Origin of the sequence: Streptomyces sp. NPDC050145 (assembly GCF_044460245.1) — a bacterium.
Lineage (GTDB): Bacteria > Actinomycetota > Actinomycetes > Streptomycetales > Streptomycetaceae > Streptomyces.
In genome coordinates this window covers 126351-152407 of the sequence record NZ_JBITJS010000012.1, presented here as the reverse complement: position 1 = coordinate 152407, position 26057 = coordinate 126351, and the positions used below count along the sequence as shown (strand labels likewise).

Annotated in this window: 26 protein-coding genes and 2 tRNA genes; 9 read left to right on the top strand and 19 right to left on the bottom strand. The window is 71.8% G+C overall.

Annotation, left to right across the window (positions count from 1 at the left end; all coding sequences use genetic code 11):
• Positions 1 to 101 precede the first annotated feature (101 nt).
• From ACIBTU_RS24555 to pgsA, 7 genes are all read right to left on the bottom strand, one after another.
• Complete coding sequence (locus ACIBTU_RS24555) at positions 102 to 854, bottom strand: YebC/PmpR family DNA-binding transcriptional regulator (RefSeq protein ID WP_399128538.1); 753 nt, start codon at positions 852 to 854, stop codon at positions 102 to 104.
• Positions 855 to 903: 49 nt separating this feature from the next.
• On the bottom strand, positions 904 to 1509 hold the full coding sequence (gene pdxT / locus ACIBTU_RS24550) for a pyridoxal 5'-phosphate synthase glutaminase subunit PdxT (protein WP_399128537.1): 606 nt from the start codon (positions 1507 to 1509) through the stop codon (positions 904 to 906).
• A gap of 6 nt (positions 1510 to 1515) precedes the next feature.
• Positions 1516 to 2421, bottom strand: coding sequence for a pyridoxal 5'-phosphate synthase lyase subunit PdxS (gene pdxS, locus ACIBTU_RS24545; RefSeq protein ID WP_188339998.1), 906 nt, complete (start codon positions 2419 to 2421; stop codon positions 1516 to 1518).
• Between the two features lie 175 nt (positions 2422 to 2596).
• On the bottom strand, positions 2597 to 3142 hold the full coding sequence (locus ACIBTU_RS24540; RefSeq protein WP_399128536.1) for a hypothetical protein: 546 nt from the start codon (positions 3140 to 3142) through the stop codon (positions 2597 to 2599).
• Between the two features lie 45 nt (positions 3143 to 3187).
• On the bottom strand, positions 3188 to 4348 hold the full coding sequence (locus ACIBTU_RS24535) for a glycosyltransferase family 4 protein (RefSeq protein WP_399128535.1): 1161 nt from the start codon (positions 4346 to 4348) through the stop codon (positions 3188 to 3190).
• On the bottom strand, positions 4345 to 5268 hold the full coding sequence (locus tag ACIBTU_RS24530; protein ID WP_399128533.1) for a phosphatidylinositol mannoside acyltransferase: 924 nt from the start codon (positions 5266 to 5268) through the stop codon (positions 4345 to 4347). The genes ACIBTU_RS24535 and ACIBTU_RS24530 overlap by 4 nt, the downstream gene beginning before the upstream one ends.
• Positions 5265 to 5927, bottom strand: coding sequence for a phosphatidylinositol phosphate synthase (gene pgsA, locus ACIBTU_RS24525; RefSeq protein WP_399128532.1), 663 nt, complete (start codon positions 5925 to 5927; stop codon positions 5265 to 5267). Before pgsA ends, ACIBTU_RS24530 begins: the two co-directional genes overlap by 4 nt.
• 273 nt (positions 5928 to 6200) lie before the next feature.
• Here pgsA and ACIBTU_RS24520 point away from each other — a divergent pair, with 273 nt between their 5' ends.
• Both ACIBTU_RS24520 and ACIBTU_RS24515 read left to right on the top strand, forming a co-directional pair.
• Positions 6201 to 8399, top strand: a complete 2199-nt coding sequence (locus ACIBTU_RS24520) for an elongation factor G-like protein EF-G2 (RefSeq protein WP_399128530.1) — start codon at positions 6201 to 6203, stop codon at positions 8397 to 8399.
• 212 nt (positions 8400 to 8611) lie between these two features.
• A complete protein-coding gene (locus tag ACIBTU_RS24515) occupies positions 8612 to 10354 on the top strand; it encodes a hypothetical protein (RefSeq protein WP_399128529.1) in 1743 nt (580 codons plus the stop codon).
• Positions 10355 to 10369: 15 nt separating this feature from the next.
• Here ACIBTU_RS24515 and ACIBTU_RS24510 read toward each other — a convergent pair whose 3' ends face one another.
• A complete protein-coding gene (locus ACIBTU_RS24510; RefSeq protein WP_399128528.1) occupies positions 10370 to 10933 on the bottom strand; it encodes an HIT family protein in 564 nt (187 codons plus the stop codon).
• A gap of 67 nt (positions 10934 to 11000) precedes the next feature.
• On the opposite strand from ACIBTU_RS24510, the gene ACIBTU_RS24505 reads away from it, so the two are divergent.
• Positions 11001 to 11711: a potassium channel family protein gene (locus ACIBTU_RS24505; RefSeq protein ID WP_399128527.1), complete on the top strand. Its 711-nt coding sequence runs from the start codon at positions 11001 to 11003 to the stop codon at positions 11709 to 11711.
• A gap of 3 nt (positions 11712 to 11714) precedes the next feature.
• Here the strand turns inward: ACIBTU_RS24505 and thrS are convergent, their stop codons facing one another.
• Positions 11715 to 13694 carry a threonine--tRNA ligase gene (gene thrS, locus ACIBTU_RS24500; RefSeq protein WP_399128526.1) on the bottom strand — a complete coding sequence of 660 codons (1980 nt, stop codon included), beginning with the start codon at positions 13692 to 13694 and terminating at the stop codon, positions 11715 to 11717.
• A 135-nt stretch (positions 13695 to 13829) separates the two neighbouring features.
• Between thrS and ACIBTU_RS24495 the strand changes: the two genes are divergently transcribed.
• A complete protein-coding gene (locus ACIBTU_RS24495) occupies positions 13830 to 14405 on the top strand; it encodes a DinB family protein (protein WP_399128525.1) in 576 nt (191 codons plus the stop codon).
• Here ACIBTU_RS24495 and ACIBTU_RS24490 read toward each other — a convergent pair.
• Entirely contained in the window at positions 14402 to 15634 is a 1233-nt protein-coding gene (locus ACIBTU_RS24490; protein ID WP_399128524.1) for a hypothetical protein, read from the bottom strand. The two genes, ACIBTU_RS24495 and ACIBTU_RS24490, sit on opposite strands and share 4 nt — an antisense overlap.
• 44 nt (positions 15635 to 15678) lie before the next feature.
• Positions 15679 to 16245: a DUF4365 domain-containing protein gene (locus tag ACIBTU_RS24485; protein ID WP_399128523.1), complete on the bottom strand. Its 567-nt coding sequence runs from the start codon at positions 16243 to 16245 to the stop codon at positions 15679 to 15681.
• Positions 16246 to 16457: 212 nt separating this feature from the next.
• Here ACIBTU_RS24485 and ACIBTU_RS24480 point away from each other — a divergent pair, with 212 nt between their 5' ends.
• The gene (locus tag ACIBTU_RS24480) at positions 16458 to 17183 is read left to right on the top strand and encodes a 3'-5' exonuclease (protein ID WP_399128522.1); all 726 of its coding nucleotides are present in this window, start codon (positions 16458 to 16460) and stop codon (positions 17181 to 17183) included.
• A 28-nt stretch (positions 17184 to 17211) separates the two neighbouring features.
• On the opposite strand, the gene ACIBTU_RS24475 is transcribed toward ACIBTU_RS24480, so the two are convergent.
• The 5 genes from ACIBTU_RS24475 to ACIBTU_RS24455 all read right to left on the bottom strand — a co-directional run bounded on the left by ACIBTU_RS24475 (position 17212) and on the right by ACIBTU_RS24455 (position 20551).
• A complete protein-coding gene (locus tag ACIBTU_RS24475) occupies positions 17212 to 19002 on the bottom strand; it encodes a DUF2207 domain-containing protein (RefSeq protein ID WP_399128521.1) in 1791 nt (596 codons plus the stop codon).
• Positions 19003 to 19073: 71 nt separating this feature from the next.
• Positions 19074 to 19145: transfer RNA gene (locus ACIBTU_RS24470), tRNA-Val, on the bottom strand.
• 39 nt (positions 19146 to 19184) lie between these two features.
• Complete coding sequence (locus tag ACIBTU_RS24465) at positions 19185 to 19646, bottom strand: SRPBCC family protein (RefSeq protein ID WP_399128520.1); 462 nt, start codon at positions 19644 to 19646, stop codon at positions 19185 to 19187.
• Positions 19647 to 19972: 326 nt separating this feature from the next.
• A tRNA-Val gene (locus ACIBTU_RS24460) sits at positions 19973 to 20044 on the bottom strand.
• Between the two features lie 63 nt (positions 20045 to 20107).
• Positions 20108 to 20551, bottom strand: coding sequence for a TIGR02611 family protein (locus ACIBTU_RS24455; RefSeq protein WP_399128519.1), 444 nt, complete (start codon positions 20549 to 20551; stop codon positions 20108 to 20110).
• A 190-nt stretch (positions 20552 to 20741) separates the two neighbouring features.
• Between ACIBTU_RS24455 and ACIBTU_RS24450 the strand changes: the two genes are divergently transcribed.
• On the top strand, positions 20742 to 21155 hold the full coding sequence (locus ACIBTU_RS24450) for an SsgA family sporulation/cell division regulator (RefSeq protein WP_010351314.1): 414 nt from the start codon (positions 20742 to 20744) through the stop codon (positions 21153 to 21155).
• Positions 21156 to 21421: 266 nt separating this feature from the next.
• Positions 21422 to 22021, top strand: coding sequence for a CGNR zinc finger domain-containing protein (locus ACIBTU_RS24445; RefSeq protein ID WP_399128518.1), 600 nt, complete (start codon positions 21422 to 21424; stop codon positions 22019 to 22021).
• 25 nt (positions 22022 to 22046) lie between these two features.
• Here ACIBTU_RS24445 and ACIBTU_RS24440 read toward each other — a convergent pair whose 3' ends face one another.
• Positions 22047 to 22244: a hypothetical protein gene (locus tag ACIBTU_RS24440; RefSeq protein ID WP_399128517.1), complete on the bottom strand. Its 198-nt coding sequence runs from the start codon at positions 22242 to 22244 to the stop codon at positions 22047 to 22049.
• A 224-nt stretch (positions 22245 to 22468) separates the two neighbouring features.
• Here ACIBTU_RS24440 and ACIBTU_RS24435 point away from each other — a divergent pair, with 224 nt between their 5' ends.
• Positions 22469 to 24028: a DUF4874 domain-containing protein gene (locus ACIBTU_RS24435; protein WP_399128516.1), complete on the top strand. Its 1560-nt coding sequence runs from the start codon at positions 22469 to 22471 to the stop codon at positions 24026 to 24028.
• Positions 24029 to 24082: 54 nt separating this feature from the next.
• Here the strand turns inward: ACIBTU_RS24435 and ACIBTU_RS24430 are convergent, their stop codons facing one another.
• Positions 24083 to 24535 (bottom strand): hypothetical protein, encoded by a 453-nt coding sequence (locus ACIBTU_RS24430; protein WP_399128515.1) that lies wholly within the window; start codon positions 24533 to 24535, stop codon positions 24083 to 24085.
• A 189-nt stretch (positions 24536 to 24724) separates the two neighbouring features.
• Between ACIBTU_RS24430 and ACIBTU_RS24425 the strand changes: the two genes are divergently transcribed.
• Positions 24725 to 25228, top strand: a complete 504-nt coding sequence (locus ACIBTU_RS24425; RefSeq protein ID WP_399128514.1) for a DsbA family protein — start codon at positions 24725 to 24727, stop codon at positions 25226 to 25228.
• A gap of 3 nt (positions 25229 to 25231) precedes the next feature.
• Here ACIBTU_RS24425 and ACIBTU_RS24420 read toward each other — a convergent pair whose 3' ends face one another.
• Positions 25232 to 26056 carry a GNAT family N-acetyltransferase gene (locus ACIBTU_RS24420; RefSeq protein ID WP_399128513.1) on the bottom strand — a complete coding sequence of 275 codons (825 nt, stop codon included), beginning with the start codon at positions 26054 to 26056 and terminating at the stop codon, positions 25232 to 25234.
• Position 26057: the final 1 nt, after the last annotated feature.

Here is a 26057-nt window from a genome sequence, read left to right as displayed (position 1 = left end):
TTTCTCGTGTTTCGCGGGCGCCCCCCCCCGCGCCCCCCCGCCCCCCGCCGCGCCCCCCCCCCCCCCCCCCCCCCCCCCCCCCCCCCGCCGCTCACGTCGGATCAGGCGTCGACCTTCTCCATGACCTCGTCGGAGACGTCGAAGTTCGCGAAGACGTTCTGCACGTCGTCGCTGTCCTCGAGCGCGTCGATGAGCTTGAAGATCTTGCGCGCGCCCTCCTCGTCCAGCTCGACCTGCATGGTCGGGACGAAGTTGGACTCGGCCGAGTCGTAGTCGATGCCGGCCGCCTGGAGCGCGGTGCGGACCGCGACCATGTCGGTGGCCTCGGAGATGATCTCGAAGGCCTCACCGAGGTCGTTGACCTCCTCGGCGCCCGCCTCGAGGACCGTCTCCAGGACGTCGTCCTCGGAGAGCTCGCCCTTGGGGAGCACCACGACGCCCTTGCGGTTGAACAGGTACGACACGGAACCCGGGTCGGCCATGTTGCCGCCGTTGCGGGTCATGGCGACGCGGACGTCCGAGGCGGCGCGGTTGCGGTTGTCGGTGAGGCACTCGATGAGCACCGCGACACCGTTGGGACCGTAGCCCTCGTACATGATCGTCTCGTAGTCGGCGCCACCGGCTTCGAGGCCGGCGCCGCGCTTGACCGCGGAGTCGATGTTCTTGTTCGGGACCGAGCTCTTCTTCGCCTTCTGGATGGCGTCGAACAGCGTCGGGTTACCGGCCGGGTCGGCGCCGCCCGTGCGGGCCGCGACCTCGATGTTCTTGATCATCTTCGCGAAGAGCTTGCCGCGCTTGGCGTCGATCACGGCCTTCTTGTGCTTCGTCGTAGCCCATTTAGAGTGGCCGGACATCTGCCTGTCTCCTTCGCGTAACCAACCTCAATAACGAACGCCAGAGATCCTACAAGGAAGCTGGCGCGTCCTTGCCCCGGACCATGTCGACGAACAGGCCGTGGAGCCGGTGGTCGCCCGTGAGCTCGGGGTGGAAGGACGTCGCGAGGGCGTTGCCCTGGCGCACGGCGACGATGTGTCCCTCGTGCTCGGCGAGCACCTCGGTCGAGGCGCCGACGGACTCCACCCAGGGGGCGCGGATGAAGACGCCCTCCACGGGAGCGCCCTCGACACCCTGGACGGCCACCGCGGCCTCGAAGGACTCGTTCTGTCGTCCGAAGGCGTTGCGGCGCACGATCATGTCGATGCCGCCGATGGTCTCCTGGCCCGAGCGCGGGTCGAGGATCTTGTCGGCGAGCATGATCATGCCGGCGCAGGTGCCGTAGACGGGCATTCCGGCGTGCACGCGCGTGCGGAGGGGCTCCATGAGGCCGAAGAGGTGGGCCAGCTTGGACATGGTGGTCGACTCACCGCCGGGGATGATCAGACCGTCGACCTCGGCCAGTTCCTCGGGGCGCCGCACCGGCCTGGCCACGGCGTCCGCCGCGGCCAGGGCGATGAGGTGCTCCCGTACGTCGCCCTGGAGTGCCAGGACGCCGATGACGGGGCTGCTCATGGGTGCTTACCAGCCTCGGTTCGCGTAGCGCTCGGTCTCGGGGAGGGTGTCGCAGTTGATGCCGACCATGGCCTCGCCCAGGTTGCGGGACGCGTCGGCGATGATCTTCGGGTCGTCGTAGAAGGTGGTGGCCTTCACGATGGCGGCGGCGCGCTTGGCCGGGTCGCCGGACTTGAAGATGCCGGAGCCGACGAAGACGCCCTCGGCGCCGAGCTGGCGCATCAGCGCGGCGTCGGCCGGGGTGGCGACGCCACCGGCGGAGAACAGCACGACGGGGAGCTTGCCGAGCTCGGCGACCTCCTTGACGAGCTCGTACGGGGCGCGCAGCTCCTTGGCGGCGGCGTACAGCTCGTTGTTGTCGAAGCCGCGCAGGCGGGCGATCTCGTTCTTGATCTGGCGCATGTGGCGGACGGCCTCGACCACGTTGCCCGTGCCGGCCTCGCCCTTGGAGCGGATCATGGCCGCGCCCTCGGCGATGCGGCGCAGGGCCTCGCCCAGGTTGGTGGCGCCACACACGAACGGGGTGGTGAAGGCGAACTTGTCGCTGTGGTTGACCTCGTCGGCCGGGGTGAGGACCTCGGACTCGTCGATGTAGTCCACGCCGAGCGACTGCAGGATCTGGGCCTCGACGAAGTGGCCGATGCGGGACTTGGCCATCACCGGGATCGAGACGGCCTCGATGATCTCCTCGATCATGTTCGGGTCCGACATGCGGGCCACGCCGCCGTCCTTGCGGATGTCGGCCGGGACCCGCTCGAGAGCCATGACGGCCACGGCGCCCGCGTCCTCGGCGATCTTCGCCTGCTCGGCGTTGACGACGTCCATGATCACGCCGCCCTTGAGCTGCTCGGCCATGCCGCGCTTGACGCGGGCGGTGCCGGTGGCGGGAGCCTGGTTTTCGACAGTGGACACGGGGACCTCGCTCGGTGAACTCAGTGAAGAGGGTCTGTCACGGCATGCGTGCTGCACGCTGTTGCTGCACCGAGGAAACATCTGCGCCCCAGGCCGCTACAAGGGCCAATAGGGAGGCGGTGGCTCCTTTTGGCCTGCGATCCAGGTGGTGATCCGTGATCATGGCCTGCGGGAGCTACGTGGTGGCCCGGTCCGCGAGGGCGGTCGGCGGCACGTCGTCCATCTCGAAGGCCATCGGGAACGGGGCGTGTCCGGCCAGCCGGAACCAGCGGACCTTGCGGTGCCGGCGCAGCGCGCGTGCGGCCCGTACGGCGTCGTTGTGGAAGCGGCGGGCCATGGGCACCCGGCGCACCGCCTGGGCGAGCTCCTCGGCGGCCTCCTCGCCGCCGGGGGCGGCCCGGACCTCCTCGACCTGGTCGGTCTCCCCGAAGACCGCGCGCAGCGCCTGGCTGAGCTCGCTCTCGGCGACCTCGCGCTGCTCCTCCTCCGCCTGCCGCGCCGCGTGCGCGGCCTCGTAGAGGACGATCGAGGCGGCCGGGTCGAGCACTCCGGAGGTGGCCAGTTCCTGGGCGACGGAGGCGCGGCGCAGGAGCTGGGCGTCGAGTGCGGCGCGGGCCGCGTCGATCCGGGCGTGCAGGCGGTCGAGCCGGCCCGCGGTCCAGCTGAGGTAGAGGCCGATCGCGAAGAGGGCTACGGCGATCCAGATCAGGGTGACGGTCACGGGCGGCAAGGCTACCGTCGCGCGGCGGCCGCCCCGGCCCGCGGGTCAGTCGCGGGCGAGGCCGAAGCGGGCGCGCAGGCCGGTGCGTTCGTCGGTGGCCACGGCCGCGGCCCCCTGGGTCACGGTCTCGTAGACGGAGAGGATGTCGGCTCCGACGGTCGACCAGTCGAAACGGCGCACGTGCTTGCTGCCCCGCTCGCGCAGCTCGGTGCGGCGCTCGGGGTCGGCGAGCAGCCGCAGGGCGGCGGCGGCCAGGTCGTCGGCGTTCTCGTTGGCGAAGAGCTCGCCGGCCGTGCCCTGGTCGAGGACCTGGGCGAAGGCGTCGAGGTCGGAGGCGAGCACAGGCGCGCCGGCCGACATGGCCTCGACGAGGATGATGCCGAAGCTCTCGCCGCCGGTGTTCGGGGCGACGTACACGTCGACGCTGCGCAGCAGGCGGGCCTTGTCCTCGTCGCTGACCATGCCGAGAAACTCGACGCGCTCGCGCATCTCGCGCGGGAGCGAGGCGACGGCCTCCTCCTCGTCGCCGCGGCCGGCGACCAGGAGCCGCGTCTGCGGCCGCTCGGTGAGGATCCTGGGCAGCGCCTTCATGAGGACGGGCAGGCCCTTGCGGGGCTCGTCGATGCGCCCGATGAAGCCGATGGTGTCGCCCTGCCACTCGGCCTTCGGCTCGGCCCGCGCGAAGAAGTCGACGTCGACGCCGTTCGGGATGACGACCGCGTCGCCGCCGAGGTGCTCGACGAGGGTGCGGCGCGCGTACTCGGACACGGCGATCCGCGCGCTGATCTTCTCCAGGGCGGGCTGCAGGATCGGGTAGGCGGCGATCATGGCGCGCGAGCGCGGGTTCGACGTGTGGAACGTGGCGACGATGGGGCCCTGCGCGGCCCAGCAGGCGAGCAGGCCGAGCGACGGGGACGTCGGCTCGTGGATGTGGATGACGTCGAAGGTGCCGTCGTGCAGCCAGCGCCGCACGCGCGCGGCGCTCAGGAAGCCGAAGTTCAGCCGCGCCACCGAGCCGTTGTAGGGCACGGGCACGGCACGGCCGGCGGACACCACGTAGGGCGGCAGCGGGGTGTCGTCGTCGGCCGGGGCGAGGACGGAGACCTCGTGGCCGAGCGCGTTCAGGTGCTCCGCGAGGTCGCGGATGTGGAACTGGACGCCGCCCGGCACGTCCCAGGAGTACGGGCAGACGATTCCGATCTTCACGCCGGCCGCTCCTCGGTCTTGACGACGGTGTCCAGGTCCGAGAGCCACAGGCGCTGCAGCATGTGCCAGTCCTCCGGATGGTCCGCGATCCCCGTGGCGAAGTCGTCGGCCAGCGCCTGTGTCATGACAGACGTCTTTTCGGCGCGGGTGCCTGTCTCGGGCACGTCGATCGGCGGGTGGACCCGGCCCCGCATGATCGGCGAGCCGTCGTACCAGAGCGTCACGGGCAGCAGCAGGGCGCCGGTCTGCTGGGCGAGCAGCGCGGGCCCGGCGGGCATGCGCGTGGTCTCGCCGAAGAACTTCACCTCGACGCCCGCGGCGGACAGGTCGCGGTCGGCGACCAGGCAGACGAGGCCGCCGTCCCGCAGCCGCCGGGCGAGGGTGCCGAAGGCGGCGCCGCCGGTGTGCGGGAGGACCTCCATGCCGAGGCCCTCGCGGTAGGCGACGAAGCGGTCGTAGAGGGTCTCGGGCTTGAGGCGCTCGGCGACCGTCGTGAACGGGGTCTCCAGCTTGGTGGTGACCCAGGCGCCGGCGAGGTCGTAGTTGCCCATGTGGGGCAGCGCGAGGATGACGCCCTTGTCGGAGGCGAGGGCGTCGGTCAGGTGGTGCACGTCCTGGGGGGTGAAGCCCTCCCGGACGCGGTCCTTGCTCCAGGCGGGGAGCCGGAAGGACTCCATCCAGTAGCGCAGGTACGAGCGCATGCCCGCCCGGGAGAGCTGCCGCAGCCGCTGGGGCGTGGCGTCGGGCACCACGCGCGCGAGGTTCGACTCCAGGCGCAGCACGCCCTTGCCGCGCTTGCGCCAGACGGCGTCCGCGATGGTCCGGCCCAGCCGGTTCGCGACCGGCTCGGGCAGCTTCTTGACCGTGCCCCAGCCGAGCCCGTACAGCGCGTCGGTGATCCGTTCCTGCACGCCGCTCACGAGGCGGTCTCCTCCTGGGCGGCGGCCTCGGCGTCCGCCTCGGCGGACTCGCGGCGGACGGTGACCACGCGCTGGATCAGCGTGACGAGGCTGCCGGCCGCGACGATCCACAGGGCGACGGGCAGCAGGTACTGGATGCCGGGCACGCCGAACTTGTGCAGACCGGCGAAACCGGCCGCGACGAGCGAGATGACGAGCCGCTCGGCGCGCTCCACCAGACCGTTGACCGCGACGGGCAGGCCGATCGATTCTCCACGGGCCTTCGTGTACGAGACGACCTGGCCGCTGGCGAGGCAGAAGATCGAGACCGCGCACAGCGCGTTGTCGTTCCCGCCGCCCGCGTACCAGAGCGCGAGGCCGCCGAAGATGGCGCTGTCGGCGACCCGGTCGAGGGTCGAGTCGAGGAAGGCGCCCCAGCGGCTGGAGCGGCCGAGCTGGCGCGCCATGTTGCCGTCCACGAGGTCCGAGAAGACGAACAGCGTGATGACGACCGTGCCCCAGAAGAACTCCCCGCGCGGGTAGAAGACCAGCGCGCCCGCCACCACCCCGGCGGTGCCGAGGAGCGTGACCGTGTCGGGACTGACCCCGCGACGGATGAGAAACGCGGCGAACGGTGTGAGGACACGCGTGAAGAATGCACGCGCGTACTTGTTCAGCATGGCCTTCCCGAGGGGTCGGTGGCCGTGCGGCCCCTCTGGCCACCGGCTGGCCCATCGTAGCCACGCACCCGCCGCCACGGCCGTCGGGCCACCACGCGCGCGTGGGATCCCGTACGACGTATGGACGCACGGTGACACGAGTGCAAAGCTCGAAGACACCGCGGGCGTCGCCGGAGCCGCCTCTCACACGCGGGTTCGCGTGTCCGCCTGCCGCACTTCCACAGGCCCCGACGGGGCCCCCTCACCGTGGATGCGAACCGGGAGGCATGGGACATGGCTGACAAGGCGAACACACACCCCGGGGCCGCCGGCAGGGCGGCTACGGCCGACCGGCCCTCGGACGTGCGCAATGTGGTGCTGGTCGGCCCCAGCGGCTCCGGCAAGACGACGCTGGTGGAGGCCCTCGCGCTCACGGCGGGGGCGGTCAACCGCGCGGGCCGCGTCGAGGACGGCACGTGCGTGTCGGACTACGACGACATCGAACGGCGCCGGCAACGCTCGGTGCAGCTCTCGCTCGTCCCGGTCGACTGGGGCGGCTGCAAGATCAATCTTCTGGACACCCCCGGATACGCGGATTTCGTCGGGGAGCTGAGGGCCGGTCTGCGCGCGGCGGACGCGGCCCTCTTCGTCGTCTCGGCCGCGGACGGGGTGGACGGCGCCACGCGCGTGGTGTGGGAGGAGTGCGCGGCCGTCGGCATGCCGCGGGCCATCGTGGTGACGCACCTGGAGGCGGCGCGCGCGGACTTCGAGGAGACGACCCGGGTCTGCGCCGAGGCCTTCGGGGGCGACGACCCGGACGCCGTACTGCCGCTCTACCTGCCGCTGCACGGCGAGCGCACCCCGGACGGCCACTCCCCCGTGACCGGCCTGATCGGGCTCCTGTCGCAGCGGATCCACGCCTACGCCTCGGGCGCGCTCGAGGAGTCGCCCCCGGACGCCGACCAGGTGCCGGGCCTCCAGGAGGCGCGCGGCCGGCTCATCGAGGGGATCATCGCCGAGAGCGAGGACGAGACCCTGATGGACCGCTATCTGGGCGGCGAGGAGATCGACTTCAAGACGCTCGTCGACGATCTGGAGCGGGCCGTCGCACGCGGCACCTTCCACCCCGTCCTCGCGGCGGCCCCGGCCCCGGAGGGCGCCCGCCAGGGCATCGGCACGGTCGAGCTCCTGGAGCTGATCACGGGCGGTTTCCCGACCCCGCTGGAGCGCGAGGCACCGATCGTGACCACGCCCGACGGCACGCCCCGCACCCTCCCGGTCTGCGACCCGGAGGGCCCGCTCGTCGCCGAGGTCGTGAAGACGGCGTCGGACCCCTACGTGGGGCGGGTCTCGCTCGTACGGGTCTTCTCGGGCACCCTGCGCCCGGACGAGACGGTGCACGTGTCGGGGCACGGGCTCACCGACCGCGGGCACGAGGACCACGACGTGGACGAGCGGGTCGGCGCCCTGTCGGTCCCCTTCGGCAAGCAGCAGCGGCCGCTGTCGCACTGCATCGCCGGTGATCTGGCGTGCGTGGCGAAGCTGGGCCGGGCCGAGACCGGCGACACGATCTCGGCGAAGGACGACCCGCTGCTCATGGCGCCGTGGGAGATGCCGGACCCGCTGCTGCCGCTGGCGATCCAGGCGCACAGCAAGGCCGACGAGGACAAGCTGTCGCAGGGCCTTGCGCGGCTCGTCGCGGAGGACCCGACGATGCGGCTCGAGCAGAACCCCGACACCCACCAGGTGGTGCTGTGGTGCCTGGGCGAGGCGCACGCGGACGTCGTCCTGGAGCGGCTGTCGACGCGGTACGGGGTGCAGGTCGACGTGGTGGCGCACAAGGTGTCGCTGCGCGAGACGTTCGCGGACCGGGCCGCGGGGCGGGGCCGGCACGTCAAGCAGTCCGGCGGGCACGGCCAGTACGCGATCTGCGAGATCGAGGTGGAGCCGCTGCCGAACGGTTCGGGCATCGAGTTCGTCGACAAGGTCGTCGGCGGCTCCGTCCCGCGCCAGTTCATCCCGTCGGTGGAGAAGGGCGTGCGGGCACAGGCGGCCAAGGGCGTCGCGGCCGGGTACCCGCTGATCGACGTGCGGGTCACGCTGCTCGACGGCAAGGCGCACTCGGTGGACTCCTCCGACGCCGCGTTCCAGACGGCGGGCGCGCTGGCGCTGCGCGAGGCGGCGGCCGACGCCACGATCCATCTCCTCGAACCGGTGTCCGAGGTCCAGGTGCTCGTGAGCGACGACTTCGTGGGCGCGGTGATGAGCGACCTGTCCGGGCGGCGCGGCCGCGTCGTCGGCACCGAGCAGGCGCCGGGCGGCCGGACCCTCGTACGGGCCGAGGTGCCGGAGATCGAGATCGGGCGCTACGCCGTCGATCTGCGCTCCCTGTCGCACGGCACGGCGCAGTTCAGCCGCAGCTACGCCCGGCACGAGCCGATGCCGGCCCACATCGGGGAGCGGATCAGGGAACAGGCCGTGGACACGGCCTAGTTGGGGCGCCGCGCGGGGTCGTGCGCCCCTGTGCCCCCGGTGCGGCCACCGGCGTCCGGCTTGCCGGGACGGATGTCGGTGGCGGCCGTTACGCTGGTCGAAGATCAGTCGGATCAGTCGGATCAGGACGATCAACTGATCAACAGGTGTGCGGGGCAAGGAAGTCGGGAAGAGCCGCAGCAGCAGCGACGTGCGGTGCGAGACGTGCGGTGATGGGGGTGGCAGTGGCGGACGACGCGTTCGATTTCAGGCCGGGGGCACAGGTCCCCCTGCAGGGTTCGGCGGGGCAGACCGCGGCGACGTTCGCCATCGCCTCGGCCGCGTACCGGGACGACCCGGCCGCGAAGATCGAGGACGCGAACAACGAGTGGCACAAGTCCGAGGTGAAGAAGGGCGCCTGGTCGCTCTTCGCGCCGAACCTGGGCGAGGCGTTCTCGCGCGCGGTCCAGGTCCGGATGCTCGGCGGCGGCCGCAAGCCGCTCATCCAGTCCTTCGGCACGGAGCCGCAGGTCGTGGTGGAGCACTGCCTCGCGGCGACCCGGATCCGCCGCCAGCGGGACGCGCTGCTGACCCTGATCACCGTGCTGTTCGGCCTCGTGTTCCTGCCCGGGTTCGTGCTGTTGCTGATCGCCTTCCAGCTCCGCCGTACGAGCAACAACAAGGTGGCGGCCGCCGAGAAGGCCACCAAGGACGCCGCGGCCGGGGCGCCGAAGACCGAGGCGCGGAACAAGGAGCGCAAGGTCCGCGGCACGGCGGCACTGACGACGGCCCTGATGGCGGTCGTCGGGGTGGCCGTCGTCGTCGTGCTGCTCAAGCTGCCGTTCGCCGGTGGCTGGGCCTGGTACCTGCGCGCCTCCTTCGTGGTGCCCGTCGTCGGCGGGCTGTGGGCACGGCAGGTATGTGAGCGCACGGCGAAGGACCTGCGCGAGCGGTGGGACGCACTGCTCTCGGGCGGCGGCATCGGCGCGAAGATCCCCGAGGCGGTGCCGGGCAGCCCCGGCGAGACCGCGGCGGAGCAGCTGCGCCAGGGCCTGGCCCGCCTCTCCGCGGAGCAGCAGTCGAACGCGGTGTTCTACGCCGGCCCGAAGGGCATCCTCGGCATGGGCACGCGCTGGGGCAGCTGGCAGCTGGCCGAGGAGCTGGTCTCCGCCGACCCCGACAAGGAGATCCACCCGTTCCGCAGCTGGGACGTGATCCGCGCGATCCACGACCAACTGAAGCTCCTGGAGCGCAAGACGCTGCACACGGGCGGCTTCCCGCGCCCCTCGGTCGAGCACTGGATCGTGACCCCGATCGGGGAGAACGCGAAGGGCGTGTCCCGGCCCACCGGCGCGGACGTGGACGCGTACCGGATCAAGTCGCACGAGATACAGCGGATCTGCAACGACCAGCAGTTCGGCAGCGGCGACCGCCACTACCTGGGCGTCCAGTTCACCCTGTGGGACGGCCAGTTGGTCATCACGATGCTGATCACGGTGACCGTGCTGCACGAGACGCTGCGCATCGAGGTGACGGGCCACGCACTGGGCCCGGTGAACTCGCTGTTCACGTCGAAGCCCGAGCCGAAGACCAAGGAGATCGCCAAGTCGGTCCGGTTCTGGGAGACGACCACGAAGACGCTGCCGCTGATCGACGCGGACGAGGTCGTCCGGATAGCGGTCCGTGCCCCGCTCACCTGGTACCCGCCGCTGCTCGACTACCTGGGCGGCAAGCTGGCGCTGCCCGAGCCGTTCGGCCTGCGGCACGCCTGGGCCGACCAGCCCTGGCGGCACCGCTTCATGGCCGACGACGCGCTGCGCACGGCGACGCCGGTGCTGCGCGTGGTGCACGCGGCGGCCTTCAAGGTCCTCAAGGAGCACGGCGTCGACACGGAGAAGTTCGGGAACCGCTCGGGGGTGCTCAGCGGTCTGGTGCAGGACCCGTCGCCGCGGAAGGCCGACGTCTACGACGCGTAGGGTCCTTCGTCCGGATCAGGCGGTCGGCCAGGCCTTCGCCAGCGCCGTGCGCGTGTCCGCGAGGAGCTGCGGCAGCACCTTGGTGTGGCCGACGACCGGCATGAAGTTCGTGTCGCCGCCCCAGCGCGGGACGATGTGCTGGTGCAGGTGGGCCGCGATACCGGCGCCGGCCACCGCGCCCTGGTTCATGCCGATGTTGAAGCCGTGCGCTCCGGACGCGGCACGCAGCGCGGTCATCGCCCGCTTGGTGAAGTCGGCGAGCTCGACGGTCTCGGCGGCGTCGAGGTCGGTGTAGTCGGCGACGTGCCGGTAGGGCAGCACCATCATGTGCCCGCCGTTGTACGGGTACAGGTTGAGGATCGCGAAGACGTGCTCGCCGCGCGCCACGATGAGGGCGTCCTCGTCGCTCTTGCCGGGAGCCGCGCAGAAGGGACAGCCGTCGTCGGCCCCGGGGCCGGTCGGTTTGCCCTCGCCCTGGATGTACGCGATGCGGTGCGGGGTCCACAGACGCCCGAATCCGTCCGGCTCTCCCACAGGACCGATCTGCTGCTCCGGCTCACTCGTCATGCTGTGCAGCATATGGCGTGACCTCGGCGGGGCGTGTCGCCGGGGCCCGTCCCGGGCCCGTGCGCGCGATGCTGTGCGGATGACCGACAGTGCCCTCGCCCGCTGGGAGCGACGCACCGCGGGTGTCCTCGCCGCGGCGTCCCTGCTCTTCCTCGCCTCGTACGCGGTCCTGGTGCTCGGCCCCGGGCTGCCCGGGGCCGTGCGCGACCTGTGTCTGGCGGTGACCTGTGCGGCGTGGGCGGTCTTCGCCGCGGACTACGTGGTGCGGCGGCGGCTCAGCGGGCAGCGCTGGCCGCGCTTCGTGCGCACGCACTGGCTGGACACCGTGGTCCTGCTGCTGCCGCTGCTGCGTCCGGTCCGCATCGTGCGGGCCTACGAGCGGGTGAAGCGCCGGCACGGCCGGCCCCGTTTCGCGCTGCACGCGCGCGTGATGCTGTACGCGGGCGTGTCGACGCTGCTGCTCGGCTTCGCCGCGTCGCTCGCCGTCTACCAGCAGGAACGCGACGCACCGGGCGCGACGATCCAGACGTTCGGCGACGCGGTGTGGTGGGCGTGCACGACGGTGTCGAGCGTCGGCTACGGGGACATGGCGCCGGTGACACCGGTGGGCCGGCTCGTCGCTGTGGGCCTGATGGGCTGCGGGCTGGCGCTGCTCGGCGCGGTCGTCGGCTCGTTCTCGTCCTGGCTGCTCCAGGTGTTCGCGCGCGAGGACGAGAACGGCGGGGGTGCGGGCGAGAACGGCGGAAGGCCCCCGGGAAGCTTCCCGGGGGCCTTCGACGGCAAGGGCTGAGCGTCAGACCTGCGCGCGCTCCTCGACGACCTTCACGATCTTCGCGATGGCCTCGTCGACCGGGATGCCGTTCTCCTGCGAGCCGTCGCGGTAGCGGAAGGACACCGAGCCGGCGCTCATGTCCTCGTCACCGGCGATGACCATGAAGGGCACCTTGGCCTTCTGCTGGTTGCGGATCTTCTTCTGCATGCGGTCCGAGGACGAGTCGACCTCGACGCGCAGACCCTGGGCGCGCGCCTTCTCGGCGAACTCCTCCAGGTACGGGACGTGCGCGTCGCCGATCGGGATGCCGACGGCCTGCACGGGCGCGAGCCACGCCGGGAAGGCGCCCGCGTAGTGCTCGAGCAGCACGCCGAAGAACCGCTCGATCGAGCCGAACAGGGCGCGGTGCAGCATGACGGGCTGCTGGCGGGAACCGTCCGCGGCCGTGTACTCGAGGCCGAAGCGCTTGGGCTGGTTGAAGTCGACCTGGAGGGTCGACATCTGCCAGGAGCGGCCGATCGCGTCCTTGACCTGGACGGAGATCTTCGGGCCGTAGTAGGCGGCGCCGCCCGGGTCGGCGACCAGCGGCAGGTTCTGCTTCTCGGCGGCCAGGCGCAGCGCCTCGGTGGCCTCGGCCCAGTCCTCGTCGGTGCCGATGAACTTGTCGGAGTCGTCGCGGGTGGACAGCTCCAGCTCGAACTCGGTCAGGCCGTAGTCGCGCAGCAGGTCGAGCACGAAGGTGAGGAGCTTGTCGAGCTCCTCCGGCATCTGCTCCTTGGTGCAGTAGATGTGCGAGTCGTCCTGCGTGAAGCCGCGCGAGCGGGTCAGGCCGTGCACGACGCCCGACTTCTCGTAGCGGTACACGGTGCCGAACTCGAACAGGCGCAGGGGCAGTTCACGGTAGGAACGGCCGCGCGACTTGAAGATCAGGTTGTGCATCGGGCAGTTCATCGCCTTGAGGCGGTAGTTCTGCTCGTCGAACTGGATGGGCGGGAACATGCCTTCCGCGTAGTGCGGCAGGTGGCCCGAGGTCTCGAAGAGGTGCTCCTTCGAGATGTGCGGGGTGTTCACGAACTCGTAGCCGGAGGCCTCGTGGCGGCGCCGCGAGTAGTCCTCCATGACCTTGCGGATCACGCCGCCCTTGGGGTGGAACACCGCGAGGCCCGGGCCGAGCTCCTCCGGGAAGGAGAACAGATCGAGCTCGGCGCCCAGCTTGCGGTGGTCGCGCTTCTCGGCCTCGGCGAGGAACTCCAGGTAGCCCTTGAGCTCGTCCTTCGACGGCCACGCGGTGCCGTAGATGCGCTGGAGCTGCGGGTTATTCTCGCTGCCGCGCCAGTAGGCGGCGGCCGAGCGCATCAGCTTGAACGCGGGGATGACGCGGGTGCTGGGCAGGTGGGGACCGCGGCAGAGGTCCTTCCAGCACAGCTCGCCGGTCTTGGCGTCGAGGTTGTCGTAGATGGTCAGCTCGCCGGAGCCCACCTCGGCGTCGGCGCCGTCGGCGGCCTGCGCCGCGTTGCCCTTGAGGCCGATGAGCTCGAGCTTGTACGGCTCGTCGGCGAGCTCGACGCGGGCGTCCTCGTCGGTGGTGACGCGACGGGAGAACTTCTGGCCCCGCTTCTGGATCTCCTGCATCTTCTTCTCGATGCGCTTGAGGTCCTCGGGGGTGAACGGCTCCTTGACGTCGAAGTCGTAGTAGAAGCCGTCCTTGATGGGCGGGCCGATGCCGAGCTTGGCCTCGGGGAAGATCTCCTGCACGGCCTGCGCCATCACGTGCGCGGTGGAGTGGCGCAGGATGTTCAGACCGTCCTCGGAGGTGATCTCGACGGGCTCGATCTCCTCGCCGTCCTGGACCGCGTACGCGAGGTCCTTGAGCTCACCGGCGACACGGGCCGCGACGATGCTTCGCTCTCCGGGGAAGAGCTCGGCGGCCGTGGTACCCGTCGTCACCACGCGCTCTTCCCGCTCGGAATCGCGTTGGATGATCACACGGACGTCAGACACCGGTCTCTCCTACCTGAAGACGAAACGCCGCGCCATTACCTGTGACGCGCGCAAGGCCGATCGTACCGAGTCACAGGGACCGCTCGCGAAACGGTTAGCCGTGCGGACCTGCGGGGGTCGTCCTAGCGTGGACGCATGGCCCTGGAATGGAACGTGCTGCTGGCCGACCAGCTCGACTGGCACTGGCGGCATCAGCTGCGCGGGCGCCTGGCCGGGCTCACGGACGACGAGTACTTCTGGGAGCCGGTGGCGGACCCGGAAGGCGTGTGGAGCGTGCGCCCCCGCGGCACCGGCACCGCCCCCGTGCGGGCGGGTTCCGGCGACTTCACGATCGACTTCGCGTACCCGGAGCCGGTCCCGGCGCCGGTGACGACGATCGCCTGGCGCCTCGGACACATCCTGGTGGGCGTCCTGGGCGCCCGCATCGCCTCGCACTTCGGCGGTCCCGCGGTGGACTACCTGACATACGTGTATCCGGGGACGGCGGCGGAGGCGCTCGACCGCCTGGACACGTCCTACGCGCGCTGGACGACGGGCGTGCGCGGCCTGGACGCCGCGGACCTGGAGCAGCCGTGCGGCCCGGCCGAGGGCCCGTTCGCGAAGGAGCCGATGGCGACGCTCGTCCTGCACATCCACCGCGAGATGATCCACCACGGCGCGGAGATCGCCCTGCTCAGGGACCTGTACGCGCACACGCCACGGGTTTCCTAGGGCTCGTCCCCTCCGGCGCAGGCCTCCTCGAAGAAGTCGAGGTTCTCCTGGAGGGCCTTCATGAGCCGGTCCCGCTCGGCCTCCTCCACCTGTACGGGGACGACGCCGGTGGCCCCGGTCAGCCGCCGGAAGCCGCCCCGGCTCTCCAGCCGTCCGTGCACCCGGATCGGCAGTCCGACGAGGTGGGCGTGCCCGGCGATCCGGTACGCCTCCTCGTCGAGCGTCATCCGGATGTGGGGCACCTCGGCGCCGGCGATGACGTGCAGCCGTACGGTGCCCTCGCCGCGGGGCCCGGTGCGGCGCATGCGGACGACGGTGCCGGTGACACGGACGAAGACGCCGGGCTCGGCGTGCAGGTAGCGGGCGGAGGCGGCGCGCAGCACGTCGAGGTCGCCGGGTGAGAACTCGACGGGGGCGTCGCCGTCGGTGCACTCGGCGGGGACCCCGGCGGCGGGTGACCAGGCGACGCCGACCCGGGCGCCCTCGGTGCCGCGGACCAACGCGACGAGCGCCTCGGTGAGTTCGTGGCTGACGCCGGCCTCGACGGCGCCGTCGAAGGCGTCCATGCCGCCGGTAGCGCGCCGGTAGTCGATGGCCTCGCGCACCGCGTACAGCGCCTGGTGCAGGCGGACGGCGAGGGTGCGTCCGGTGTCGACGGGGACGAAGGCGGTGAGCCTGCGGCCGCCGGGCGCGGACTGGACGAGGACGGGTTCGAGCGCCGCGGCGGCCGGCCTGCGGTGCCGGGCGCCGTAGTACCCGGCGCGTCCGCGGGCGGCGAGCGCCCCGGCGAGCAGCATGCGGCGGGCGGCGGCGCGCAGGTGTTCCTCGGCGGTCCAGGACGGGGCGTCGACGGCGGCGCGGGGCACGTCGCGCCACCAGCGGATCTCGTCGCTGGGGACGGCGAGGGCGACGAGGACCTCGCGGGCGGCGGGGGTGCCGCTGCGTTCGAGGGCGTCGAGGGCCTCGCCGAGCAGGTCCTCGCTGTCGGGGAAGGCGCGGCTCTCGGGGACGAGGAGGCTGGCGCCGGGTCCGGTGCCGGCCAGGGTCCAGCGGGCGTAGCGTCCGGCGGCGCCGCCGCGCCGCTGCCAGCCGTGCCGGTCGAGGAGGGCGCCGAGCACGGAGGGGTCGACGCGGCCCGGGTCGAGTCCGGCGAGCTCCACGGGGTCGACGGGGTGGGCGCGGGCGACGCCGAGGAAACGTACGGGTTCGTCGGTCGAGCGGTGCTGCATGTCGTGGCTCCCTTCGGGGCCCGCCGGCCGACCGCGCCGGTCGGTCAGGGGCGGCCGCCCCGGCCGACGCGCGTCATGATCTCGCAGAGCGCGCGGTCGTCGAAGATGCGCGCGGTCGGGACGCGCACGGTGGTCCTGCGCCGGCCGGTGACCGGGTGTCCGGCGAGGTTCGTCCAGTAGCAGCAGTGCCGCAGGTCGAGGGCGTCGTGACCGGCCCGCAGCCAGTCGTCCTGGGCACGCGGCACGAGCATCACCACGAGGATCTTGTGCACGGACACGGGGGTCCGGGCGAGCTTGACCAGGTGGGCGTTGTCGAGGGTGAAGGAGAAGGCGGGGCCGGGTGGGTGCGGCGGGATCTGGTACGTCGCTTTCAACTGCACCTTGATGGTGACCTCGTCGTCGACCGTGTGCCCGGGGGCGCTGTGGCTGACGTGCCAGTCGATGCCGTTGTCGGGAAAGGGCTGCGAGAGCGAGCATCCGGCGGCCGCCGCCACGGCGTGGAGATAGCCCACCTGCAAGGTCTCCATGCAGGCGGTGGTGGCGAGTGAGCCGCGCGGCGGTGCGTTCCGCTCGGGCAGCAGCCCGCCCTGTTCGGGCTGCGCGAGCGCCATGGTCCAACTGACCTTCCGGAAGTGGGTCGGTCCCCGGGATTCCGGGGAGGTGCGGGCACGGGTCGACGGCACGCCGCTGAACTGCCATGACTCGTACCTGTGTTGTCACCGCTCGGCGTACGACGCAAACGGCCCGGGTATCACCGAAGCGGGCAGAGGGCGACGACGGACGGGACGTCATCTGCCGCGCGGGAACGAGGAGTTGCATCGACATGACGTGCTGGTACGAGGGACCTCTCGCGGCGTTCGACACCGAGACGACGGGTGTGGACGTGGAGACCGATCGGATCGTGTCGGCCGCGCTCGTGGTGCAGGACGCGCCGGGCACGCGGCCGCGGGTGACGCGCTGGCTGGTGAATCCCGGGGTGCCGGTGCCGCCGGGCGCGACGGAGGTGCACGGTCTGACCGACGATCATCTGCGGCGCAACGGGCGCTGGCCCGCGCCGGTCATGGAGGAGGTGGGCCGGGAGCTGGCGGAGCAGGCGGCGGCGGGGCGGCCGCTGGTGGTGATGAACGCGCCGTTCGATCTGACGCTCCTGGACCGCGAGTTGCGGCGCCACCGGGCGTCGTCGCTGGCCCGCTACCTGGACGCCTCGCCGCTTCTTGTCCTGGACCCGCGGGTCCTGGACAAGCATCTGGACCGCTACCGCAAGGGGCGTCGCACGCTGACGGACCTGTGCGCGCACTACGAGGTGGAGCTGGCGGACGCGCACGACGCGGGGGCGGACGCGCTGGCGGCGCTCGACGTGGTCCGCGCGGTGGGCCGCCGTTTCGCGACGCGTCTGGAGCGGTTGTCCCCCGCCGAACTGCACACGCTGCAGGCGGTGTGGCACGCGGCGCAGGCGCGCGGCCTGCAGGCCTGGTTCGCCCGCAGCGGTACTCCGGAGGCAGTGGACCCGGCGTGGCCGCTGCGGCCGGAGCTCCCGGCGGCGGCCTGAGACCGGGCGCCGGGTCACCGCGCGGGGTTCACCAGGAGCCGCCGCCACCTCCCCCGGCGCCTCCGCCGACGCCGCCGGAGGACGATCCGCCGCCCGATCCGCCGCCGCTCGAACCGCCGGGGGACGGTGGGTTCATGGCGGAGACGACGGCGGCGGCGAGCAGGATCTCGGTGAAGCCGAGGGTGAGGGGCCGGCGGACGGTGACCGGCTCGGGGGCCGTCGTGGCGGTGACGGCCCGTTCCCAGGCCTCCTCGACGCCGAGGGCGACGGCCCAGGCCGTGTACAGGTCCCTCTGCCGTTCGTCGAGCGGTTCGCCGGGGCAGGCGGCGGGGTCGGACAGGTAGCGGCGGAAGGCCTCGACCTCGAGCCAGCGCGCCGAGCCGAGCGGTGTGCGCCGCTCCAGCTCCCAGAGCCTGACGAGGGCGGCGACGGAGGTGCCGGACAGGACCGCGGCGACGATCACGAGGACCGTCCCGGCGGCGATCCTGCGGCCTTCGAGCGCTCCCCCGGTGACGGCGAGGACGAGGCCGAGCGCGCCGGCGATCAGGCAGGCGGTCACGGCGTGCGGGGCGGCCCGGAAGCTCGCGGTCTCCCAGAGCCCGCTGTTCTTGCGCCAGACGTCGAGCTTCCAGGTGAGGTCGTTCCACCCCTTCTTGAACCAGGGGTCACGCGTGCCGAGCGCCATCGCGGTCCGGTCCGAGAACATCATGTCGAGGACGTCTCTGATCTCCCGGTTCGCGGGGAGCACGGGCTCCTCCGGCCGGCGCAGGACCGGATGCCGGTCGTCGCCCTCGATGATCAGGCGGCCCTCGGCGGCGGCGTTGAGCAGCCAGGCGACCTTGTGCCGGTCCTCGATGGTCTCGGAGTGCAGGACGCCGCCCTGCGCCGGCGTCAGATCCTGTGGCGGTGTGGAGGAGGGGGCGACGGTGCCGGCCAGCCGTGCGATCTCGACGCGCCGCCCGCCGTCCTCCCCGAGCTTGTCGCGCCCGGCCCGGCGCAGCACGACGACGGTGAGCAGGGCGCAGCCGAGCGCGACGGCCAGGAAGATCCAGGCGTCGCGCAGCGGTTGCGGAAGGGTGGTGCCGACGGCCCGGCCCGCGGGCGCGGGCGGCAGCCCGGCCTTGCGGTCGGTCTCGGCCTGCCCCGTGCCGGCGTAGAGGGTGAGGCCCTCGTGGCCGGTGAGCCGGTCGTGGCGGACGACGAGATGTCCGGGCCCGGCCTGCCGGACGGCGCACGGCCTGCCGCGGTCCCAACTGCCGTACACGCAGCGCGGCCGGGTCAGCCCGCGCGGGTCGACGACGTGGATCTCCACACGCGCCCGGTCGACCTGCCAGCCGGTGCCGACCGCGTCCCAGGCGAGCTTGCCGCCTTTGACCACCTCGGGAACGGTGTACGTGATCCGGTAGCGGTGCACGCCACCGACGGTGCGGTCGGGATCGCCGACCTTGAGCCGGTCCGCGTAGTCGCTGCGTCCGTGCACGTCCCGGTACTTGTCGCCCAAGGTGGATTCGAAGGGCACCCGGTGCCCGTCCATGGTGGCGCGGACGTCGGAAGCGTAGAAGTCGGCGTCGGGCACGTCACGGTAGATGCCGTGCGTGAAGCCGGAGTGGCCGAAGTCGTAGTCGATGACCTCGGTGATACGGGCGCTGCCGTCGGCGCGGATCACGGCGCCGACCCACATCGCGGTGACCCGTTCCTTGTTGGCGAAGAGCTGCGCCACCGCGACGGCCCCGGCGAAGACCGCCAGCGTGATGCCGATCGCGATCCACCCGCGCAGCCTGCGCCTTCGTCCGCCTCTGCCCTTGCCCCCAGTCGCCAAGACGCCCCCCTCAGAACGTGTGTTGACATCAGAAAAGCCGGCCTGCGTAGTGCAGACCGGCTTTCTCCGGGTGGGCGATACTGGGTTCGAACCAGTGACCTCTTCGGTGTGAACGAAGCGCTCTCCCACTGAGCTAATCGCCCGGGAACGGGTTGAACCATACAGGTCGGCGCGGGGTGTGTTCAAACCGGTCGGAGCAGCGCGGTCAGTCCGCGCCGTCCGCCGCGCATCATCCAGGCGTGGTTGGCGCGGAAGACCGGCCGGGCGGGCAGCGCGAGCCGGCGCATCAGCGGGCGCCGGACCTCGACCTCCTGGTCGTAGTCGGCGCGGGTGCCGCCGCCCGGCGCGGGGCGCAGCGTCCAGCGGGCCCAGCCCTCCAAGTCGCCGCTCATGCCGATCTCCAGGACTCCGGCGGCGGGATCCCGGCGCCGCTCGCGCGCGGTGACCATGAGCGCGTACGGGAGGAAGGAACGGAAGACGGCGGTGCCGCTGGTCTCGTCGAGCGGGGTGACGGAGCGGACCTGGGGCCACCAGCCGGGGTACTCCTCGGCTCGTTCCAGTACGGCGAAGACGGCGGCGGGCGGTGCGGGCAGGTTCCAGACGCAGTGGAAGCGGTAGTGGCTCCAGGCATGGCGCGGCGGCATGGAGGGAGTCTGCCCGGGGCGGGGCTCCTTGTCCCCGACCTGACCGCAGGTCAGCGGCGAGTCGCGGATCTTGTACGCGGTCAGTTCGTGGGCGCCGGGGGCGTCTTGAGATCACCGGGGCGCTCGCGCTTGTCGTACTTGCGCGGAAATGTGACGGCGTATTGGAAAAGGGCTGCCGGATTTCTGACGGATTCAGTCGAAGAATTCAGACAGCATCCTGAACTCGGTTCAGGAAGCGGACCGAGAAGATCGCTCGGAGCCGTCACCGGTGATCGAAAACGCCGAAGGCCCCGGAGACTCGATGTCTCCGGGACCTTCGGTCCGGGTGGGCGATACTGGGTTCGAACCAGTGACCTCTTCGGTGTGAACGAAGCGCTCTCCCACTGAGCTAATCGCCCGGGCGCAGGAAGAACATTACCCCATGTCAGCGGGTACCTGAGACCGCCCCGCGCCACCCCGGGTCACTGCTTGATGTTCCACGGCATCTCGAGGCCGAACTTCCACACGTAGATCCCGCCGAGCACCACGATGATCACCAGCCCGATGGTCGTCAGGATGATGTTCCGCCGGCGCACCTTGGGGTCGAGGGCGCGCTGCGCCGCCTCTGTGACCTTGCGCTTCGTCCAGCGCAGGACCAGCTGCGCCCACACGAACTCGGTCGCCCAGATCGCCATGCCGCCGAAGATCACGAGCCAGCCGGGTCCCGGCAGCGGCAGCATGATGATGCCCGCGACGACGACCGCGAGGCCGACGACGAAGACGCCGACCTGCCAGCTGAGGTGCAGGGCCCGGCGGGCCTGGACGAACTCAGGTGCCCGCGAGCCGAGAGGTTTCTCCTCGGCCTTGGACGCCTCTGTCTCGGCTCCGGCGGCCGCGTCGGCCGCCTCGTCACTCCCCGTATTCATGGTCCCAAACCTACCGGACCCGATCTCGTCACCGGAATGGCTGTTCCCGAACAAGAAAGACTCGGCCGTACGAGCTACGTAAAGACTCCCAAAACACTCAGAGGGGTTTACAACGGCATCGTAGGTGGCATGTCGATTTCGCCGACGTGCGAATCCCCGAGCGCACACTGAGCGAAAGGCCCTGGCGCTTATGAACACCACGGTCAGCTGCGAGCTGCACCTGCGCCTCGTTGTGTCGAGCGAGTCCTCACTGCCTGTACCCGCAGGACTGCGGTATGACACGGCCGATCCGTATGCCGTGCACGCCACCTTCCACACCGGAGCCGAGGAGACGGTCGAGTGGGTGTTCGCCCGCGACCTCCTCGCCGAAGGCCTTCACCGGCCGACCGGCACCGGAGACGTCCGAGTCTGGCCGTCCCGCAGCCATGGTCAGGGCGTCGTCTGCATCGCCCTGAGCTCTCCGGAGGGCGAGGCTCTGCTCGAGGCCCCGGCGCGGGCCCTGGAGTCCTTCCTCAAGCGGACGGACGCCGCCGTGCCACCCGGCACGGAGCACCGCCATTTCGATCTCGACCAGGAGCTGTCGCACATCCTCGCGGAGAACTGAACCACCGCGGACGAGGGCCCACGCCGACCACGACCAGACCGGCGTGAGCAGTGCGAGAGTGTGCCGGGGCGTCCGACTCGGGGAGACGCCGCGGACCCGGACGGGACCCGCAGGACAACCGCATACGGCATACACCGGCGCCGTCGCCGTGGATCCCCCACGGCGACGGCGCCGATGCGTTCCCTGGATCTCCCCGTGACCTTCAGGCGCTAGGCTCTGCCCGCATCGGCGGGCGCAGGCCCGACCTCCAGGCCAGGGAGCGAATCGTGCTGATCACCCACGACACCCGGTGCGCGCTCGACACCGTGGTCGCTCTGGTGAACACCGCACCGGACCGTGCACAGGACGGCGACACCGACGGCGACTCCGGCGGCGCCACGACGCCGGACACCCTCGCGACCGTGCCGACTCTGGCAGATTTCGTAGAAAAGTACGAAATCAGTGATGTGGGTGTGCTCTCTGAGCACGACCTCGCCGCGGTGCGTGCGGTGCGTGACCGTTTCGCCGAGGTGTTCGCGGCGCCGGATCCGCACAGCGCGGCCTCGTTGATCAACGAACTGGTGGCCGCGGCGGGCACCACGCCCCGGCTGACCGACCACGACGGCTACGACTGGCACGTGCACTACTTCGCGCCGGGCGCCTCGGTCGCGGACCACCTGGCGGCCGACTGCGGGATGGCCCTGGCGTTCTTCGTGGTCGCCGGGGAGCAGGAGCGGCTGCGTCGCTGCGAGGCGCCGGACTGCCGGCACGCGTTCGTGGACCTGTCGCGCAACCGCTCGCGCCGCTACTGCGACAGCCGCACGTGCGGGAACCGGCTGCACGTCGCCGCGTACCGGGCCCGCCGCAAGGAAGCCGCCGCGGGCTGAGCCGCGCCGGAGCGGGACCCGGGGGTCACAGCAGCAGAAGATCGTGCAGCGCTGCCATCAGGAGCAGACAGCCGATGACCCCGAGGAAGATCATCAGGGGCGGCTGGGAGAGCGCGAAGAGGCAGCCGCGCTGCGCTTCGGGGTTCCCGGGGGCGGGCGGCGGCACGGTCGCCGGGCCCTTCTCTGCGGCCGGCTGGTCGTGCAGCCGTGGTGTGTCCAGCATCTCGCGGTGATGATGACCCAGCCGGACCACCCCGCGAGACCAACACGCCCGGATGCGGGGGCGGTTCGCCTGATCCCGTGAGCCGCGCGCCCCGCTCGCGCGAAAAGTCCAGCGGCTCTCGTACGCGCGTCCATGGGCGCGGGCACCGGCGCGACCCCAGACTCGGTCGACCGGCGCGGCCCGAGCCGTGCCGGTGACGTCCATCGCGTACGAGGGAGTACCGCATGTCGACAGCACAGGACGGCCGGGCCGGGCACGGGACGACGGGCGGATCACCGTCCCGCAGACGGGTGTTGGGGGCCGTCGGGGCCGGGGTGGCCGCGGGCCTGATGGCGGGCGCGGTCGCGCAGCCGGCGGCGGCCGCGGCCGGCGGGTGGCGCACGGTCCCGCACCGCGGGCTGCGGCCCGACGATCCGGACGGCCGGGGGCCCTTGGCCAATCCGCGGCGCGGGTTCCGCTACGAGATGTCGTACAACGCCGTGGACCTGACGAGCCCCTGGGACAACGAGTCCGACCACTCCCCCGACGTCACCGAGACCCTGGAGACGCTGGAGCGCGAGTACGGTCCGGGGGCGAACCTGACGCAGCTGTACTTCTACCTCTGGGACTTCGCGACGCGGGAGATACCGCAGAGCGCGCTCGACAACATCGAGAGCGTGCTGCGCGGACTGCGCGCCAAGGGGTTCGCCGCGGTGCTCCGGTTCGCGTACGACGACGGGGTGCGGGCCAATCAGAAGTACACAGTGCAGGACATCCAGCGGCACATCGGACAGCTGGCCCCGATCGTGGCGCGCAACAGCGATGTCGTGGCGGTGTGGCAGGCCGGGTTCCTGGGCGCCTGGGGCGAGTGGCACGGCAGTTACTACCAGCACGAGAACTATCCGGACGCGGTCACGGCGATCATGACCTCGCTGGTGGCCGCGCTGCCGCCGGGGATGCACACCCAGGTCCGGTACGCCGAGAAGCGGGACATGATCACGAACCGGGCGATCCTGGACCGGGTCGGGTTCCACAACGACTACATCACCCTCGGCGAGGGGCTGTGGGACTACTACGTGCCGGACAACCCGGGCTGGCCGCGCTATCTGGAGGTCGGGCCCACACACGCGATGGACGGGGAGATGCCCTGGGACAAGGGGCAGAGCGCCGATCCGTACGCGTGGAGCACCGTGATCCCGGGGGTCGCGGCGGCCCGCAGGCTGCAGACGCTGCGCTGGGACAGCTTGTCGATCGTGCACAACGCGACGGTGACGGTGCCCGGCTGGAAGGCGGCCGCGCTGACGGAGGCGCAGGTGCGGGACGCGCTGCTGCCGGTGTCGGACGGGTACTTCCGGGATCGCGCCGGGCAGACGGTGTCCCGTACCCAGTTCGAGTATCTGCGGGATCACCTCGGCTACCGGATCGAGGTGCGCCGGGCGCGGACCTCGGTGCGCTCGGGCCGGCTGGAGGTGGAGGTGGACCTGGTGAACCGCGGCTTCGCGGCGCCGAAGGAGCCGCGCCCGGTGCGGCTGGTGCTGCTGGACGACGCGGGGCGCGTGGTGACGGACACGGACAGCGGCGCGGACTGGCGGAGCTGGCAGCCGCAGGGGCGGTCCGAGACGGACGACGACCACACGGGTCCGGCCACCTACACGGTGCGCGGTTCACTGCCGCTGGGCGGTGGGGCGACGCGGCTGGGTATGGCGCTGCCCGATCCGCGCTTCCCCGGTCGGGGCCGGGCGGTGCGGTGCGCGAACGCGAGCGTGCGCTGGGTGAACGGGGTGAACGTGCTCGCGTCGCTCTGAGCCCACCCCTACCAGGGCAGAGGGTGAAGCACGGCGTCCGGCGGGGCCCGGGCGTCAGATGCCGTGCTTCTTCAGGATGGCCTCGATGTCGCTGAAGTCCTCGCCCCCGGCGGCCTTGTCCTTCTTCTGCTGCTGCGGGGCGGCGGCCTGCGCGGGCCGGGCGGTCGTGCCCAGCGAGGGGGCCGACGCGGCGGGGGCGACGGCCTCGCGCCGCGCGGCCTCGGCGGCCTTGCGTTCCTTGCGGGTGCCGCCGGAGCGGCGCTCGATCGCGCGGGTGCCCATGAAGAGCAGCCAGGCGGCGCCGAGCACGCCGAAGCCGGCCCAGGCGGTCGGGCTGAAGGCGGTGTCCACGACCCATTCGACGGCGCCGGTCATCACCAGGCCCAGCGGGACCAGGGAGTACGCGGCGAGCCGGGCCGCGGCGAGGAACCGCTTCCGGTAGGCGGTGACCGCGGCGATGCCCAGGCCCGCCACGGCGACGGCGGAGCAGACGGTCTCGGCAATCATCCGGTCCTCCTGGGCTCGGGCGTGCTGGACGGCACCGGGGCGGTTTCGTCCCTTCCATCCTGCACCGCCGAGGCCGTTTCGGGCCACGGTCCGAGGCGACCTCGGGCAGATCTCCGGGTCATCTCGGGGTCGGGTCTCCTCCGCAGGTCCAGGTTGGGCCCGCGCGAGCACTCCTGGGAGACTGGCCGCATGAACGCCCCGAACCCCATCCTCGACGTGTGGTGCGAGCTCCAGTGCCCCGACTGCCGCACCGCCCTCGCCGACGTACAGGCCCTGCGCGAGCGCTACGGCGACCGGCTCGACCTGCGCCTGCGGCACTTCCCGCTGGAGAAGCACAAGCACTCCTTCGCCGGCGCGCAGGCCGTCGAGGAGGCCTTCGAGCAGGGCAAGGGGTGGCCGTACGTGGAGGCGGTGCTCGGCCGGGTCGAGGAGTTCGACCGCCGGGGCGAGCCGTTCCTCGTCGAGGTGGCGGGTGAACTGGGCCTGGACGCCGAGGAGTTCGACACTGCGCTGATCGACGGCCGGCACATCCTGATCGTCGACGCGGACCAGGCCGAGGGCAAGGCGATCGGGGTGACCGGCACCCCGACGTACGTCATCGGCGGGGAGCGCCTCGACGGCGGCCAGAGCCAGGACGGGCTGCGGGCCCGGATCGAGGAGATCGCGGACCGGCTCCTGGCGGAGCGGGGCTGACCGTCAGGCGAGCGGTTTGTAGAGGTGGTACGCGGTCGCCCGGTAGCCGAGCGACTCGTACAGGCGCAGTGCCGGGTTGTTGCCCGCGAAGACGTTGAGCCCGATGCGGGCGACTCCGGCGGCGAGCGCCTGGGCCTCGGCGAGGAGCATCAGGGACCGTCCGTGGCCCTCGCCGCGCCGGTCGGCGGCCACCTCGACGTCGTAGACGAAGTAGGCCTCGTCGCGCCGGGCCACCCACAGGGTGCCGACGCGCTCTCCGTCGTGCTCCAGGACCGAGATCCGCACGCCCGGGGTGGCGGGTCCTTCGGGCAGGTTGCGGGAGTGGTCGCGCTCGGACTTGCGGCGGGCCTCGTCGGCCGGGACGCCGCGCTCGATCCAGGTCTGCGCGTAGTCCTCCATGGAGTGGGCGAGCCAGGGCTCGTACTCGGCGTCGGTCATGGGCCGGCCCGCGGTGCCCGCCGGGAGTATCGGCGGGTTGTCGGGCAGGTCCTTCTCCATGCCGCGGTTACGCTCGACGAACCCGAGGGCGGTCGCGAGGCGCAGCAGGCCGGCCTCCTCGGCGGGCACGGAGGCTTCCAGACGGACACAGCCCCAGCCGCGCGCGACCTCCTCGGCGGCGAGCGCCGCGACGGTTGCGCGGCCCCGCCCCCGGTCCGGCTCGTCGATGCGCAGGTCGGTGATCTGCGCGACGGACGGGCCGAAGACGGGGTGCGTGGCGAGGCGGAGCGTACCGACGGGCCGGCTGTTCACACACACCGCGTAGCCGCGTGAGCGCTGTCCGTCGTCGTCCTGCTGGAGCGGCTCGGTCGGCCGCAGGGTCGTCGTCATC